The sequence below is a fragment of the Micromonospora sp. NPDC004704 genome (assembly GCF_053601675.1).
Map to the genome: position 1 here is coordinate 389,636 of NZ_JBSGCD010000002.1, position 15,934 is coordinate 405,569.

The window sequence follows — 15,934 nt, forward strand, 5'->3', positions numbered from 1 at the left end:
ACCCGGTGCCGCCGCTGCCAGCCGTGGCGGCCCGGGTCGCGTCGGCCGGCGCCCGAGCACTGGGTGCCATCGACGCGGCGGACCGTACGGTCACCGCGCACGCCGCCGAGCAGCGGGAGGCCGCGACGGAGGCACGGGTACGACAGAGCCGGGACGCGTCAGCACGGGCCGCCGCGGTGGCGTCCCGGGCTCGGACGGCGCTGTCCCGGTCGGTTGACGCACTGGCGCCCGGGGCCGCCGGAGCGGATTGGGCGGCGTCGTCGATGCGGCCGACCACGGATCTGATGGCCGTGGCCTCGCATGTCCGTCTGGGCCGGGTGCTCGTGCCCGGCCACCCCGAGGTACCGCTGCTGGTGCCGCTGCTGGACCGGGGCAATCTCCTGCTCCGTACCGGGACCAGCGACGATCGGGTGCTGGGCGTGGTGCACGGGGTGGCCGGGCGGGCGTTGCTCGCCACCGGTCCGGGGCAGCTCACGCTGCACGGCTTCGATCCGGAACTGCGTGGTCTCCTGTCGCCCTTTGCCGCACTGCGCGGGGCCGGTAGCGCCCTTCTCACCGGCGTCGGCACCACCGGGGACGACCTCGCCGGGCTGCTCGACCGGATCGCGGAGGATGTACGGCGGGTCAACGACCTGCGCCGGGGGCGGACCGTGACCCTCGGTGGTCTCCGGGCGGCGGCCCGCCAGCCCGTCGAGACGTTCCAGCTCGTCGTGATCGTCGACTACCCGAGGTCGGTGACGCCCGCCACCGCCGCGGTACTGAACGCGTTGCTGCGGTCCGGGCCCGCCTGCGGGGTCAGCTTTCTGATCCAGCACAACGTCGCGGTGGTGCCCGAGGAGGGGGTGGATCCGGACGACCTGCCAAGGGTGAGCGAGGTCATCACGCTCGCGGAGACGACGTCCTGGTCCCGGTTGCCCGGAGTCGACGTCGCCCTCGACCCCGTACCGGCGGCACGTGTGTTCGTCGGCGCCGTGGACGCGGTGGCAACGGCGGCGGAGCGGATAGCGGCACCGCAACTGGGACTGGCGGAGATCCTCGGCAACCCGACGCTCGGACAGCGGTCCAGCGCCGACGGGATCTCGGTACCGGTCGGGCGCGCCGGTACCGAGACCGTCGAGATCATGCTGGGCGACGAGCGCGGGCAGCGGCACAACCTGCTCGTTACCGGCGCGGTGGGCCAGGGCAAGTCGAACTTCCTGAAGGTCTTCGTGCACGGGCTCGCCGCCCGGTACCCGGCGCGCGAGGTCTGCCTCTACCTGCTGGACCTCAAGGAGGGAGTGACGTTCTACCCCCTCGCGGCCACTCCGGACAGCCCCGACTGGCTGCCCCAGGCGGGTGTCATAGGGCTGGAGAGCGACCGCGAGTTCGCGGTGGCCGTACTGGAGAGCCTCTACGAGGAGTTCGAGCGGCGTGCCGCTGTGATCAAGCCGTACGGCGACAAGATCTCCACCTACCGGTCGCGGGTACCCGGTGCGGTCATGCCCCGGCTGATCCTCGTGGTCGATGAGTTCCAGATGCTCTTCGCCGAGGACGATGCCATCGGGGACCGGGCACTCCGGCTGGTGGAGCGCCTGGCCCGACAGGGGCGGGCCTACGGTATCCACCTGCTCCTCGCATCGCAGACCATCTCCGGGATCACCACGATGCTCGGCAAGCAGGACGGGGTCTACTCGCAGTTCCCGATCCGGGTCGCGTTCAAGAACTCCGCCGGCGAGTCGCGGGCCGTACTCGACCAGGACAACCCGGACGCCGCCAGCCTCCGGTACCGGGGTGAGGCGATCCTCAACATCGAGTACGGCCGCCGGGACGCCAACCGGCGGATCACGGTGGCGGCGGCCGTCGAGGAAGATCTGAATCGTGTACGGCGTACCGAGTGGGCACGTCGACCCGCCGGCTCGACACCTCCACAGGTCTTCGAGGGTGGACGGCCGGCGCTGCTCACCTCGGCGACGGAGCAGCTTCGCCGGCTGCGTGAGCATGCGGGCCGGCGACCGTACGCGGGACGGGTGGGCCTGGTCGGGGTCGCGATCGCCCTGCCGTTGCAGGCGGACGGCCCGGTGTTCGCCCGGGAGGCCGGGCGGCATCTCGCGATTATCGGGGCCGGCAACCGGCGGTCGCCGCGTCAGTCCGGGGGCACCGGCAACCTCGCCGCCGGGGCGATGCAGGCGGCGGCGATCTCCCTGGCTCTGCAGCATCCGTCCGGGGATGCCGCCTTCACCCTGCTCGATCTCCTCAACCCGGACGAGTCGGTCGAGAGCGGCATGTCCGAGCTGGGCTGGCTGCTGGAACGACTGGGGTTCCCGCTCCGAGTGGCCGGCGCGGACGAGGTCGACGACGAGCTCAGGCTCATCGCCGCCGGACTGCCCGACCGGCCACCCGACGCGGGCGCGCACTACGTCCTCGCGCCTGCTTTGGACCGGGCCGGGGCGTTGAGCCGGGCCGACGAGAGCCTCGTCACCGGCCTCGACGCGCTGCAGGCCATCCTGCGCGACGGGCCGGTCCGGCACACCCATCTGCTCGCCTGGTGGTCGAGCGTCGGGATGTACCGGACCCACCTCGGATTCGACGCGTCCGTCGAGATCGACGCGATGCTCGCCCTGCGGGTCTCGCAACGCGACATCGTCGACCTGATGGGACACACGGTGACCTGGAATCCGCGGGACAACCGGGGGCTCCTGCACGACCGGCACGAGTTCCCCGAACCGCTCACCGTGATACCGATGGCACCGCTGACCCGGGCGACGGCCCAGGCCCTGCTGCGCACCGACTGGGACCCCTCGTGACGGACTACCAGGACTACCTTCGTGCCCTGTCCGACCTGGTCCAGGCGGGACCGCGCGGGGCCGAGCAGGCCCGGTTGCGCGACGAGCGGTTCGACGTCTCCGTCGACCGGGCACGCGGTGACGCCGAGACCGCGCTCGCCCGGAACCGGCGCCTCCGTCAGGAGGTGTCCAGGCAGCTCGAAACCGTGCGGACGGCGCTGACGGGTGTCGGTCGGGCGGACCTGCTGCCACTGCCGACCGTATCGGCGCGGGTTGCCGCCGCGGATGCCGAGGACGTCACGGAAGCCGTACGCACACTCCAACTCGCGGTCGCGGAACTGGAGGCGGTGATCCGGGACGTACCGGCGGGCGGTGGTGTGGACGACGTCCCGCGCGGTCGGCGCCGAACCGGTCCGGTGGTCGCCGGTCTTCTGGTCGCCGTGCTCATGGTGGCGCTGTTCATGGCCGCATTCTCGATCGGCCGGAACTGACCGGCCGCAAACCAGTGGGAGGAACACATGTCGGAGCTCAGCCAGCTCAAGCAGCAGATCAACCAACTCGGTCAGCAGGCGCGTACCCAGGCGCAGGGACTGGCGTCCTTCAAGCCGAAGTTCTCCCAGGCGGTCAGCCAGGTCGGCGGGCTCATCGGCGGCAGCGCCCAGCGCGTCGACCAGGACATGATCGCGACGTTGCAGGCGGCCGAGAAGCAGGTGGACGAGGCCGTACGGGCACTACAGGCGGCGGCCGCGGCGGCGGGACGCTTCGCGGCCTCACTGTGACCGGGCAGTCCCGACTCGGTGAGCTGTGCGACGCCGTCCGGTACATCGGCGACGGCACCGGTACGTTGGCCGCCGCGTTGGACGACCAGTCCCGGAAGCTGACCCAGCTTGCGGCCCGGATGCAGATCAACGCGGTCGGTGACCGGATGGCAGCGCAGTCCGTCGCGGCGGCGTTCGACGCAGCGGCGAGGGCGTGCGGCCGGGCGGCGTCGCTGCTGCTGGACTCCGGCAGGCAGGCACGCGGGTATGCGTCGGCGAACTGCGGCGGGGGTGGCGGGACGGCGCTACTCGGTCGCGGCGCCGTCGCGGCGGCGGTCCGTGACGATCGTCGGATGAGCGGACGGCAGGCGGCCCTGGACCGGATCGAGTACATAGGATTCAGCAACCCGGTGACGCACGGGGCCTACAAGGGGTTGGCGGACTTCCCCGTACAGGTGCTCTCGGAGATAGACAGCGTTCGCTACACGCCCGCTACCCGGACGAGGGAGGAGGTGGCCGGCCGGTCCCATTGCCCGGATGATCCGCCGGGCGCCCCGGCCACGATCTGGTTGTACGGCAGTTCCGGCCGTGATCGGCCGGCGGATCCGACGGATGACGGCGAACGTCAGGTGCTGGCCGACGTCCTGATCCACGAGGTCGGCCACGTCATGTACCACCGGGCGCTCTCGGCGTCGGGTCGGGACGCGTGGGAGGAGTTGTGCCGCACCGCGTACGCCACAGGGGAGCCGCCGGTGTCCGCGTACGGCGCGACGAGCTTCGGCGAAGACTTCGCGGAGGCGGTCCTGGCGATGTACAGGAAGCCCGGGTGGCTGCACGAGAACGCACGGACGAGGTACCGCTTCGTCGAGGCGCTCTTCGAGAAACTCGAGTCCGAGGAACTGTCCGGCCACCGGTGACGGCTCCCGTGGTTCCGCTCGACGTCGAGGAGAAGGGTGGCTTCCAGGGCCCCGGCCAGCCCCGAACCGCGCTTTACGGCCCGTTCGCCGTGCCGGACGCGAAACGGGGCAATCGGGCGCCGTACGTCGTCCGGGACCGCCAACCGGCCAGGCGGTGCGGTTGTCCGGCGGCGCCGTGATCCCGCAGGTGGGGAGACTAGGCTGGTGGTCATGCCGGCCACCTCAGCGAACAGGCTCGGGGAGTTCCTCCGGGCACATCGGGCCAGGCTCGAACCCGCCGACGCCGGACTGCACGGCGGTGGGGATCGCCGGGTCGCCGGGCTGCGGCGCGAAGAGGTCGCGGTGCTGGCCGGGGTCAGCGTCGACTACTACGCCCGGCTCGAACAGGGTCGGGAACGCAATCCTTCCGGGCAGGTCCTGGACGCGATCGGGCGGGCGCTCAAGCTCGACGGCGACACCCGAGGTCACCTTTTCCGCCTTGCCGGACTGGGTCCGCGCCCGACACCGGGCAGTTCGCGCGACTTGGTGGACCCGTCGTTGCTCCGGTTGCTGGATTCGTTTCCCACCTCGGCCGCCTACGTGCTGAGTCCGGCGTTCGACGTACTCGCGACGAACGCCATCGCCGCCGCCCTGCTCTCACCCTTCGACGGCATGACCAACATGGTCCGGGTCCTGTTCCAGCATCCTCGGGCCCGAGCCGTGTTCGCCGAATGGCCGATGCTCACCGAGCGGGTGGTCCATGCCCTGCGACTGAACGCGGGCTACTACCCCGACGACGCGGAGATCCGGGCGCTCGTGGACGAGATGCTGCGTACCTCGCCGGATTTCCGGTCGCTCTGGCAGGACCAGACCGTCGGCGGGCTCACCCGCGCGTTCAAGGTCTTCGTCCACCCCGAGGTCGGCCGGATCGAGTTGACGTACCAGACGTTCGACGTCCGCGACGCTCCCGGCCAGCAGTTGCTCGTCGGTACGCCGGAGCCCGGCACCCGCAGCGCCGAAGCCCTCGCCCACCTGGGCTCCGTGTCCGCCGGAGCCTGACCCCGACCGGGTACGCGACTCAGACCTCGTTGTTCCACATCCGGAACGTGGTGCACTTCCTGCCGGCGTCGAGGGTGACGACCCAGAGGTTGTCGAAGGTGCCGAGTGCGGCGTAGACACCGGTCCCCTTGACGGCGAAGGTGTCGCCGTTGATCACCAGTAGGGACCAGTCGAAGGTCCAGCCGCCCTCCTGCCACGGGGCGCGGGTCTGCCACCCGTCGATGATCTCCTGCCGGCCGATCCACGCCGTCTCGTACGGCCATTCGTACGATTCGGCGTCCTCGGTGAAGAGGGCCGCGATATCGGCGGGGTCGCCGGTGGTCCACGCCTTCACATAACCGTCAACCCAGCTCTTCACCTGTCGTTCGGTGATGGCCCTGGTCTTTGCCATTGTTGTCGCCTTTCTCCAGGGATCGGGGACTCGGGTCGGTCAATCGTGTGCGGCACCGCGACCCGGCGGAAGGGCGCGTGTTCCGGGGTGCGTCACACCCAGGAAGTCGTGTCCTTCTTCCCCGCCGACCGGGGCGGCACTCTGGTCCCGCGGTGATCCCGCCGCGAATCCACCCACCTCCGGGAGTACCCCTTGACCAGCCAGACGACCGTCGATCACAAGATCGTTCTCATCACCGGGGCGAGCAGCGGCATCGGTGCGGCGACCGCCCGCCGGTTGGCCGCCGACGGCCACCACGTGGTGCTCGGCGCCCGGCGGGTGGACCGCCTGACGGCCCTCGTCGCCGAACTGCGCGCGGCGGGCGGCCGGGCCGACCACCGGGAACTCGACGTGACCGACCTGGCCAGCGTCCGCGCCTTCGCCGACACCGCCCACGAGCGGTACGGCCGGATCGACGTGCTCGTGAACAACGCGGGCGTGATGCCGCTGTCGACGATCGACTCGCTCCGGATCGACGACTGGAACCAGATGATCGACGTGAACCTGCGCGGCACCCTGCACGGCATCGCGGCCGTGCTGCCGTACATGCGGGGTCGGGGCGCCGGCCACATCGTCAACGTCGCCTCGACGTCGGGGTACCGGGTCGACCCCACGGCGGCCGTCTACTGCGCCACCAAGTTCGCCGTACGGGCGCTCTCGGAAGGTCTGCGTCAGGAGAGCCGCGAACTTCGGGTGACCGTGGTGAGTCCGGGGTTCACCCACTCGGAGCTTGCCGACCACGGCGGCGACCCGGAGGTACGGGCGGCGGTGCGGGCCGCGTCGCAACAGCTCGCCATCCCGGCGTCGGCGGTGGCGGACGCCATCGGGTACGCGATCGCGCAGCCGGACAACGTCGACGTGAACGAACTGGTCGTCCGCCCCACCGCCCAGGGCTGACGGATCGGGGCGGGAACAACGGGTCTCAGCCCGTACGCCCGATTTTCGGGGGGCCGACGGCCTCCAACCGGTCGCGGAGCGCGTCGCACTCCTCGAGCAACCGGGTGTAGTGCTCCAGCATGGTCTCCAGGTCGACCAGGGCCGCATCACGCCGCCGCTCGGATTCGAGCAGGGCCCCGGTCAGGTCGGCCGCCCGGTCGGTGCGGATCCCCAGCTCGGTGCGGTGGCTGGCCTCCAGCGTCTCGCCCAGGCTGGCGGACAGGTCGCGCTGCTGGTTGTCCAGGTCGCGTTCGGCCGCCCGCCGAGCGGATTCGATCTTCGACAGTCCGAGCTCCCGCAACTGGGCGCCGACCTCCCGCCGGTGTCGCAGCTCGTGCCGGCGCTCTCCCTCCCTGCGTCCCGCGAACCAACCGGAGACCTGCCCCGCCAGACCGCCGACGGCCGCCCCGACCATCGTCCCCACGCCGGGTAGCACGATCGTTCCGGCGATGACCCCCAGGAACGCACCCGTGCTCCCGTACGCGGTGACCCCGCCCCGCCCCGCGCGAACCCGTGCCGGCCGTCCCGCCTCCGGTGTGTGCTCGACCGGCCGCTGTTCGATCTCCGGGTCGGTGCCGGCGGCCGGCTCGGTGATGCCGCCCTCGGTGTACGCGTCCAGACCGTACTGCCGGGCGACGGTGCCCGCAGTGACCAGCAACTCCCGTTCGGCACCCGCGACGATGTCGGCGGTCTTCGCGGCGACCCATCCGGCGACACCGTCCGGATTCCGTTGCCACCGCTCGCCGTAGCTGTCGGTACGGAAGTCGGCGGTGAGCTTGTCGAAGTCCTCGGCGAGGCGTCGCCGGACCGGTCGGGCCGCCCGTTCCAGGTCCAGTGGCAGGCTCGCCAGTTGCCGGCTCTGCTGTTTCTCCCGCGACTCGACCTCGGCACGCAGGTCGGCCAGTTCGTTCCGGAGTCCGGTCGGCGCGTCGTCGACCAGGGCGGTCAGCCGTTCGGCCTCCGGCCGGCGCAGCGCGTCGACCAGTTCCTCCCAGGTGTCGAGCGCGGCCAGGACCTGGACCCGGCAACAGAAGTCGGCGAGCTGGTCCGACAGTCCGGGGACGACAACCAGCTCCTCCGGCGGGATTCCGATCGTGTCGGCGATCCTCCCGGTCAGCTCGCGGATCACCGGTTCGGGGTCGGCCACCAGGTCGAGGAAGGTGACCACCGTGATCACCTCGGGGCAGAAGGCCACCGCGTCGGCCAGGAAGGACAGCTCCTCCGTACCGGGTGGTTCGACCGCCGACGCGACGAAGACGAGGACGTCGGCCTCGGCCAACTCCGCCCGTACGACCTCGGTGTGCGTGGTGCCGATGCCCGGGGTGTCGACCAGTACCAGCCCCGATTCCAGCCGGGGTAGGGGCAACCCGACCTCCACCTGGCGTACGTCCCGCCGGTGGACCGGGCCGGTCGGCTCGGTGCCGAACTCGGCGAGCCGGTCGAGCGGGATGAACTCCAGCGGTTGCCACAGCGGACCGGGATCGCCGGGGCGCCGGTCGAAGTGGGCGACTACCTGCTCCTCGTCGGCCCAGGAGAGGCTGACCACTGTGGACGTGGTCACGGCGTCCGGCGACACCGGGAACAGTCCCGGCCGGTCGACCAGGGTGTTCAGCAGGGTCGACTTGCCGGACCGGGACCCGCCGCAGACCACCACCCGGTACTGCCCCGAGTCGAGCCGCTCCCAGGCCGTACGGGCCTTCCGGCCCAGGGCGTCGGGCAGTTCGGGTGCGACCATCTCGATGATCCGGGCGAAATGCGTCAGCACGTCCTGCCGTACCCGGAATGTTTCCTCCACGACCGCCTCCTCGCCGGCGGCCCGCCCTCGGTGAAGCCACTTCGGACGGTACCGATGGTCAGGGACGATGTTATGGACGTCGGTACCCGTGCTTCCCATCACAGGATGGGGTTCATCTCTCCGAGCAGTGCTGGAATTGCGGCCGACGAGCCGCCCGCACTGACGGGAAGGTGGATTTGACAACAGATTCCGGCGCTTAGAGTGACGGCCAGTTGGAGGCAACCACGACGGAGCGGGTCGAGGTCTCGGAGCGTGTCGACAATGGCGGCTGTAGACGGCTCGTCGCGATTTGGAAATGTCCGGTGGGCGCGTGGGACGTTGTTGCACGATCTCCAGCCGGCCGACCGGTCCGCACTACTCACACTCGGCACACAACGATCATTCGGCGTCGGTGAGGCACTGATGATTGAGGATGACCGGGGAACCGACGCGTTTGTCCTCCTGGAGGGCTGTGTGAAGGTGGTGGGAAGCGCGGTCGACGGCCGAAGCATCCTGCTGTCGATCCGGATCGGCGGTGATCTCGTCGGCGAGCTGGGTGCGCTGCACAACACGCCCCGGTCGGCCTCGGTGTTCACCGCGACCGCCGTCGTCGCGCGAGCCATCTCGCAACGGACCCTGGCCCGCTTCATGGCCGAGCACCCGGTCGCGGCCCGCGCGATCCACGGCAGCGTCGCCGACAAGTTCCGGAGGGCGACCCGGCACCGGATCGACATCAACGGCGCCTCCGTCCGTAACCGGCTCGCTCTGGTGCTGCACTACCTGGCCGAGACCTACGGCCGACCGCACTCCGACGGGATCCGGATCGAGGTGCCGCTGAGCCAACCCGAGCTGGCCAGCCTGATCGGCGTCTCCGAGCCGAGCCTGCAGAGAGCGGTACGCGAACTGCGCGACCAGGACGTCATCAAGTCCGAGTACCGGCGACAGATCGTGCGCGACCCGGAGGCGCTGCGGAAGTTGGCGACCCAGGGAGGAGGGCCGCCGGACAACGAGAAGGGGTAGATGCCATGACCGACCTCCCGGAGTTCACCGACCGGCTCTGCCTGGTGGTCGACATCCCGGACCACGGCTCCCGTACGGCACCCGAACAGGTGGACGGCCAGTTCCGGCTCCTCCGCATCATCCAGTTCGCCTGCCTGAGAGCCCGCATCCGCCGGATCACCGGTGGCAGCATCCCGGGCGGCGCCCTCCGGGGCGGTGGTGCCGACCTCCGGGGTGGCGGTGGTGCGCAGGTGGTGGTCCTGCCGCCGGCCGTCGATCCGGTCCGGGTGGTACCCGCGCTGGTGCTCGGCCTGCGCCACGCGCTCTACGAGTCGAACCGGGAGCCGGGAGCCGCCGGTCGGATCCGGCTCCGCGCGGTGCTGGTGGGCGGAAGCATCGGCCGGGGCGCGACCGGATTCCTCGGCCCCGGCGTTGTCCTCGCCACCGACCTGGCCCACACCCCGGTTTTCGAAACCGCCTTCACCCGGCCCGAGGACGAGCAGGTCGACCTGGCCCTCGTCACCAGTGACCCGCTCTACCAGGACGTCCTCCGGCAGAACTACCCCGGACTGCCCGCCGGGGACTTCCGGCCGGTGCCGATAGCGGGACGGGAAACCACCCCACCCGCCTGGTACCACCTTCCCGCCAGCCGCCCGGCCCCCGACCCCCGCGCCGCCCGGGTCTCCTGGCCCACCCTCTCCGACGCCGTCGTCATCCCCGGCCTCCTAGACCTCCCCCGACACCCACCACCCCCACCGGACAGAAGACTCTTGTAGAGAAAGAGTGGCCATCCTCGCGGGAATGGCCACTCTTTCTCTACAAAAGTGGGGCGGGGGTGGCTGGAGACGTCAGTTGCTCCGGTTGCGCCAGGCGGCGGCGAGGGTTGTTCGTCCGTTCGTACGCAGGAGCGAGCCCTCGTAGAGGCGGGCGGCGAGCAGGAGTACGGCCACCGCCGAGGCGAGCAGGATCAGCAGCGCCACCACCGGCTCCCAACCGGCGGCCTCACCGAGGAAGAGTCGTACCGGCATGGCGGTCGGCGCGGAGAACGGCACGTACGACAGCACGGTCATCAGGGTGCTGTTGTCGTTGCCGAAGATCACCGCGAAGAACGGGATCAGCACCAGCATCTGCACCGGCATCGACACCGAACCGATGTCCTCCTGCCGGCTGACCAGCGCGCCGGTGACCGCCCAGATCGCCGCCAGCAGGACGAATCCCACCACGAAGAACGGGATGAACCAGCCGATCGCCGGGGCGACCTGGTCCATGATCGCGCCGCTGTCGGTGGCCGTCATGCCGATCAGGGCGACCGCCGCGATCAGGATGATCTGCCCGATCGCGAGCGCGCTGGCGGCGATCACCTTGCCGGCCAGCAGTGCACGTACGGGCACGGTGGCGACCAGGATCTCCACGATCCGGGTCTGCTTCTCCTCGGTGACGCTCTGCGCGATCTGGATCCCGAAGGTGATCGAGGTGAAGAAGAAGACCATGCCGAAGATCAGCGGCACCAGGACCCCCACCACCGGGTCCACCGCGGCCGGGTCGAGCAGTTCCACCGGGGGAGCGGTGCTCAGCGCGCCCACCACGTCGGTCGGCGCCTCGTCGAGGGCCAGCACCCGTACGCCGTTCGGGCCGGCGACAACGGCCGCGTCCACGTCCTCGGAGAGGACCAGGTCCCGGGCCGCCTGCTCGTCGGCGACGGTCCGTACGTCCAACCCGGCCCGGTCGAGCACCTCGGCGGCCTCGGAGCCGACCACGGCGACGCTGTCCGGACCGCCGGCAAGCATGGCCGGCAGCACGGTCGAGCCGACCGTGAGCAGCAGGAAGAAGACCGTGCTGAACAGGAACGCCTTGTCCCGCAGCTTGGTCCCGATCTCGCGCCCGCTGACCAGGCCGACCGCCTGCCAGAACGAGGTGGCGGGCCGGGTCGGCGCGGGCGCGGAGGTGGGGGTGTCGGTCGGCTGGGTCTGACTGGTGAGCGTCATCGTGCGATCTCCCGGAAGATTTCGGCGAGCGACGGAACGATCGGACGGAAGGCGCGCACGGGTTCCCGTTCCAGGACCCGGCGCAGCACCTCCTGGTCGTCGCTGGGCGAGTGGATGTCGATGACCGCCCGAGCACCGTCCAGGTCGACCACGGTGACGCCGGGCAGGTCCCGTACCCAGCCGGCGTCGGTGTCGACGACCAGTTCGTACCGCGGCGAGGCGTGCTTGCGGCGCAGGTCGGCGCGGCTGCCGGCGGCCCGGATGGCCCCGTCGGCGATGATCACCAGGTCGTCGCAGAGGCGTTCCACGACGTCGAGCTGGTGGCTGGAGAAGAGGACCGGTACGCCGCGCGCGGCCCGTTCCCGCAGCACCCGGACGATGACGTCGACGGCCATCGGGTCGAGCCCGGAGAACGGCTCGTCGAGCACGAGGGCCACCGGATCGTGTACGAGCGCCGCCGCGATCTGCGCGCGTTGCTGGTTGCCCAGCGACAGGGTGTCGACCGCGTCGCCGGCCCGCTCGGTCAGCCCGATCTGTTCCAGCAGGTCGTCGCTGCTGCGCTTGGCCGCCGGTGCGGTCATCCCGTGCAGCCGGCCCAGGTAGACGAGCTGCTCGCGTACCTTCATCTTCGGGTACAGGCCACGTTCCTCGGGCATGTACCCGAAGCCCTGCCGCAGGTCGCGGGTGAGCGGGGCGCCGTCCCAGGTGACCTCGCCGGAGTCGGCCGCGAGCACCCCCAGGATGATGCGCATCGCCGTGGTCTTGCCGGCGCCGTTGGCGCCGACGAAGCCGGTCATCCGGCCGGCACCGATGTCGAACGATATGTCGTGCAGCACCCGGCGATCACCGAACGTCCGGTTTACGGACGCGACGCGGAGCATGCGGTCTCCCTCTGCTTGATCGTGATCCCCGCCCGGTTCGGTGCGGGTGACCTGTGAACGAGCCTAGGGGGACGGGCCGGCGTTGGCGTCCGGCGCCGGACGGAGCCGGCGGGGTCCGTCGCCCGACGGACCCCGGTGCCACGGCGGGGTCCGCCGTCCGACGCGAGGTGGAGTCGGCGGTCAGCCCTCGGCCGTACGGGGGGTCACCACGCCGTGCTCGTACGCGAAGACCACCGCCTGCGTACGGTCGCGCAGGTGCAGTTTCATCAGCACCCGCGACACGTGGGTCTTCACGGTCGCCTCGCCGAGGAGCAACTGGGCCGCGATCTCGGCGTTCGAGGCGCCACCGGCCAGCAGGACGAGCACCTCGTGCTCCCGCTCGGTCAGCCCGGACAGCGCCCCGGCCTCCCGCGCGGACCGCTGCGCGGGCGGAATGGACTGCGCGCCCGCGCCCGGATCCGTGGTCGGCGTGGACCCGGAACCGGGTGCGGTGAAGGTGGCGATGACCCGCTTGGTGAGCTGCGGGGCGAGCAGGGCGTCACCCCTGGCGACCACGCGTACCGCCTCGACCAGGTCCTCCGGGGAGCCGTTCTTCAGCAGGAAGCCGCTGGCGCCGGCCTGGAGGGCGGCGAACAGGTAGTCGTCGCGGTCGAACGTGGTCAGGATCAGCACGGCCGCGCCGCCGGTGGCCGAGGCGGCGACGATCCGCCGGGTGGCCTCCAGCCCGTCCATCACCGGCATCTCGACGTCCATCAGCACCACGTCGGGGCGGTGCCGGGCGGCCAGGTCGACCGCTTCGGCGCCGTCGGCGGCCTCGTCCACCACCTCGATGTCGTCCTCGATCTCGAGGATGACCCGGAAGCCGGCGCGGAGCATCCGTTGGTCGTCGACCAGCAGTACCCGGATCGGCGCGGGCGCGCCTGCCTCGCTCATCCGGCGTCCACGGTCTCGGCCGACCGGATGTCGTCGTGCAGCGGAAGTCTGGCGCGTACCCGGAATCCGCCGCCGTCGCGGGCACCGATCTCCAGTACGCCGCCGTGCGCCGCGACCCGCTCCCGCATTCCGATCAGGCCGAGTCCGCTGCCCGACGGCGGCCGTACGGCGTGCTCCGGTGGGGTGCGACCGTCGTCGGCCACGTCCACTTCGATCTCCTGTCGCAGGTAGCGGATCCGTACGTCGATCAGGTTGGCGCGGGCGTGCTTGATGGTGTTGGTCAGCGCTTCCTGCATGATCCGGTAGATCGCCAGGGAGACCGAGTCGGTCAGCGGAACCGGTTCGCCGAACGTACGGAAGTCGACCGTCAGCCCGGCCTCCCGGGCCCCGCTCAGCAGGGTCTCCACCTGGTCCAGCCGGTGTCCGGTCGGCTGCTCGGTGAGCGGGTCGGTGGAGGCGTCGGCCTGCCGGAGCACCCCGAGCAGGCGGCGCAACTCGTCGATGGCGGTCCGGGCGGTCTGCTCGACGGCGGCGAGCGCGGTCTTCGCCTTCGGCGGGTTCTGGTCCATCACCCGACGTGCGGCGGCGGCCTGTACGCCCATCACGGCGACGTGGTGGGCGACGACGTCGTGCAGTTCGCGGGCGATCCGTACGCGTTCCTGGATCACCGCGCGTTCGGCGAGTACGGCCTGGGACCGGCGCAGCGCCTCGGTCTGCACCTGCACCTCGTGCTGCCGCCGCGCGGACAGCCACGCGGTGTTCCCGAACAGGTACGCGAAGACGAAGTACGTCAGGTTGAACAGGACCGAGGTGAGCAGTACGGCGAACAGGGGCGGCAGCGGGCCGGCGGCACCGCTGAACGCGTCCGCCGGGATGTCCGGCATTGCGAGCACGGCGCTGAGGGCGAGCCAGCAGAACATGGCCACGATCACCGCGATCCGGATCACGTCGGCCCGCCGCCGGTCCCGGCCCCAGGCACCGAGCGTGTAGATGGCGACGAACAGGGTGACGGACGAGACCAGGGTGTCGACGTGGGCCCTTGCCTGGGCGCCGATGAACACGGCGGCGGTGAGCAGGGTGGTCGCCTCCGGCCAGCGCCGCCGCCAGGCCATCGGGGCGGTGATCCCCACGATCCAGGCGAGCTGCTCGGGCCACGAGGGTGGGTGGCCGAGCGCGAACGTGCCGGAGCTGTTGAGCAGCAGCACGCTGAGCAGCCCGCCACCCACCAGCAGCGCCCCGATCTGCCAGTCGTGCCGGCGCTGCGCGGGGGTCGGCCCGGGGCGCTCCCAGTGCTGCGCCTCCTGTGTGGTCATGGTGGCGAAGCCTAGTCGGGAGCCGCCTCGGCACGTGCCCGCGCCGGAGACCGTCCGTCCCGGTGACCGTCCGTGACGGTGGATCCGGGCGGGCGGGTCAGCGGATCGACTCGGCGGTGGCCTTGAGCGCGGCCAGCCAGGCGGTGAGGGAGGCGGTCAGGGCGGCCTGGAGACCCTCCGGGTCGGCCAGCACCGGTTTACCGGCCCACGACTCGGCCGTGTGTACGGCCACCCCGTCGTTGTTCTGCTCGAACGTCCAGACATGCACCCCGTCGATGCCGCGGCCCGGCCCGCCCCAGGCGATCCGGCGCAGCGGTTCGAGTTCCCCGATGGTGGACGTGACGGCCAGCCCGGCGGTTTCCCACTCGAACGAGCCGCCGACCGCCAGCGGTCCGGTGAGCCGGGCCCGGGTGATCTCCGGGTGCCACACGGTCCACTCGTCGACGTTCGTGTGCAGCTCCCAGATGGTCTCGAGGGGAGCGTCGACGATGGTGGCCAGTTCGACGATCACCGGCGCGGTCCGGTCGATGTCCATGGCGGTCAGGCCGTCCGGGGGCGGCGCAGGCCGAGGATCCGGCGGCCGACGTCGAGCAGGATGTCCCGCAGTTCGTCGTCGTCCAACTCGCGTCCCTCCGGCTTCGCGGCGGCGGCGGCGATGCCGAACAGGGCCACCTGGGCGCTGATCCCGGCGCCGCCCGTACCGCCGAGGTGGCCGGCGAGCAGCTCGCAGGGCTGGTCGAGCAGGATCGAGGCGTTCTCCTGGTCCTTCAGCAACGGCTTCACGCCGGGGTCGACCTGGAGCAGGGCGACCAGGGAGCGGTGCCGGATCGCGAGGTCCACCCAGCCGACCAGCATCCGTTCCGCTCGGGCGGTGGGGGTGCGCTGGGCCGAGGCGTCGGCGATCACGGCGGCCATGTCCTCGACGGCCGGTCGGATGACCGAGGCGAGGATCTCGTCCCTGGTCTTGAAGTGGTGGTAGACGGCCGCCTTCGTGATGCCCAACTGGTCGGCGATCATCTGCAGCGAGGTACCGGCGAAACCCCGGTGGCAGAACAGCTCCAGCGCGGTGTCGAGCAGCCGAGCCCGGGTGCCCTCGGTGGCGACGGTCTCGCGGGTGGGGCTCGCGGTCATATCTCCTCCTCGGCGTCGGCAGTGGGCGGGCTGCGGACAGGGTCAAGCCTAACCTGCCGTCCAGCAGGCTTTCAGCT

General features: G+C 71.1%; 16 protein-coding genes. 8 read left to right on the top strand and 8 right to left on the bottom strand.

Features of this window, described 5'->3' with window-relative positions; genetic code table 11:
• Positions 1-5: 5 nt before the first annotated feature.
• From ACWEFB_RS04065 to ACWEFB_RS04085, 5 genes are all read left to right on the top strand, one after another.
• Complete coding sequence (locus ACWEFB_RS04065; RefSeq protein ID WP_452282014.1) at positions 6-2,783, top strand: FtsK/SpoIIIE domain-containing protein; 2,778 nt, start codon at positions 6-8, stop codon at positions 2,781-2,783.
• Positions 2,780-3,253, top strand: coding sequence for a hypothetical protein (locus ACWEFB_RS04070; protein ID WP_452282016.1), 474 nt, complete (start codon positions 2,780-2,782; stop codon positions 3,251-3,253). Before ACWEFB_RS04065 ends, ACWEFB_RS04070 begins: the two co-directional genes overlap by 4 nt.
• A gap of 27 nt (positions 3,254-3,280) precedes the next feature.
• Positions 3,281-3,541: a hypothetical protein gene (locus ACWEFB_RS04075; protein WP_452282018.1), complete on the top strand. Its 261-nt coding sequence runs from the start codon at positions 3,281-3,283 to the stop codon at positions 3,539-3,541.
• The gene (locus tag ACWEFB_RS04080) at positions 3,538-4,437 is read left to right on the top strand and encodes a hypothetical protein (RefSeq protein WP_452282020.1); all 900 of its coding nucleotides are present in this window, start codon (positions 3,538-3,540) and stop codon (positions 4,435-4,437) included. Before ACWEFB_RS04075 ends, ACWEFB_RS04080 begins: the two co-directional genes overlap by 4 nt.
• A gap of 210 nt (positions 4,438-4,647) precedes the next feature.
• Entirely contained in the window at positions 4,648-5,475 is an 828-nt protein-coding gene (locus ACWEFB_RS04085; protein WP_452282022.1) for a helix-turn-helix transcriptional regulator, read from the top strand.
• Positions 5,476-5,494: 19 nt separating this feature from the next.
• Here ACWEFB_RS04085 and ACWEFB_RS04090 read toward each other — a convergent pair whose 3' ends face one another.
• Entirely contained in the window at positions 5,495-5,866 is a 372-nt protein-coding gene (locus ACWEFB_RS04090) for a nuclear transport factor 2 family protein (RefSeq protein WP_452282024.1), read from the bottom strand.
• 192 nt (positions 5,867-6,058) lie between these two features.
• Here ACWEFB_RS04090 and ACWEFB_RS04095 point away from each other — a divergent pair, with 192 nt between their 5' ends.
• Positions 6,059-6,802 carry an SDR family oxidoreductase gene (locus ACWEFB_RS04095; RefSeq protein WP_452282026.1) on the top strand — a complete coding sequence of 248 codons (744 nt, stop codon included), beginning with the start codon at positions 6,059-6,061 and terminating at the stop codon, positions 6,800-6,802.
• Between the two features lie 25 nt (positions 6,803-6,827).
• Here ACWEFB_RS04095 and ACWEFB_RS04100 read toward each other — a convergent pair whose 3' ends face one another.
• Positions 6,828-8,636 (bottom strand): dynamin family protein, encoded by a 1,809-nt coding sequence (locus tag ACWEFB_RS04100; protein WP_452282028.1) that lies wholly within the window; start codon positions 8,634-8,636, stop codon positions 6,828-6,830.
• A gap of 261 nt (positions 8,637-8,897) precedes the next feature.
• Here ACWEFB_RS04100 and ACWEFB_RS04105 point away from each other — a divergent pair, with 261 nt between their 5' ends.
• Together ACWEFB_RS04105 and ACWEFB_RS04110 are read left to right on the top strand one after the other, a co-directional pair.
• Entirely contained in the window at positions 8,898-9,635 is a 738-nt protein-coding gene (locus tag ACWEFB_RS04105; RefSeq protein WP_452282030.1) for a Crp/Fnr family transcriptional regulator, read from the top strand.
• A gap of 5 nt (positions 9,636-9,640) precedes the next feature.
• Entirely contained in the window at positions 9,641-10,390 is a 750-nt protein-coding gene (locus ACWEFB_RS04110; RefSeq protein WP_452282032.1) for a hypothetical protein, read from the top strand.
• Between the two features lie 72 nt (positions 10,391-10,462).
• On the opposite strand, the gene ACWEFB_RS04115 is transcribed toward ACWEFB_RS04110, so the two are convergent.
• From ACWEFB_RS04115 to ACWEFB_RS04140, 6 genes are all read right to left on the bottom strand, one after another.
• On the bottom strand, positions 10,463-11,599 hold the full coding sequence (locus tag ACWEFB_RS04115; RefSeq protein ID WP_452282034.1) for an ABC transporter permease: 1,137 nt from the start codon (positions 11,597-11,599) through the stop codon (positions 10,463-10,465).
• Complete coding sequence (locus tag ACWEFB_RS04120; RefSeq protein WP_452282036.1) at positions 11,596-12,480, bottom strand: ABC transporter ATP-binding protein; 885 nt, start codon at positions 12,478-12,480, stop codon at positions 11,596-11,598. Before ACWEFB_RS04120 ends, ACWEFB_RS04115 begins: the two co-directional genes overlap by 4 nt.
• 180 nt (positions 12,481-12,660) lie before the next feature.
• Positions 12,661-13,413: a response regulator gene (locus ACWEFB_RS04125; protein ID WP_452282038.1), complete on the bottom strand. Its 753-nt coding sequence runs from the start codon at positions 13,411-13,413 to the stop codon at positions 12,661-12,663.
• Complete coding sequence (locus ACWEFB_RS04130; protein ID WP_452282040.1) at positions 13,410-14,726, bottom strand: sensor histidine kinase; 1,317 nt, start codon at positions 14,724-14,726, stop codon at positions 13,410-13,412. Before ACWEFB_RS04130 ends, ACWEFB_RS04125 begins: the two co-directional genes overlap by 4 nt.
• 97 nt (positions 14,727-14,823) lie before the next feature.
• The gene (locus tag ACWEFB_RS04135; RefSeq protein WP_452282042.1) at positions 14,824-15,261 is read right to left on the bottom strand and encodes an SRPBCC family protein; all 438 of its coding nucleotides are present in this window, start codon (positions 15,259-15,261) and stop codon (positions 14,824-14,826) included.
• A 5-nt stretch (positions 15,262-15,266) separates the two neighbouring features.
• Positions 15,267-15,857 carry a TetR/AcrR family transcriptional regulator gene (locus ACWEFB_RS04140; RefSeq protein WP_452282044.1) on the bottom strand — a complete coding sequence of 197 codons (591 nt, stop codon included), beginning with the start codon at positions 15,855-15,857 and terminating at the stop codon, positions 15,267-15,269.
• Between the last annotated feature and the right edge of the window lie 77 nt (positions 15,858-15,934).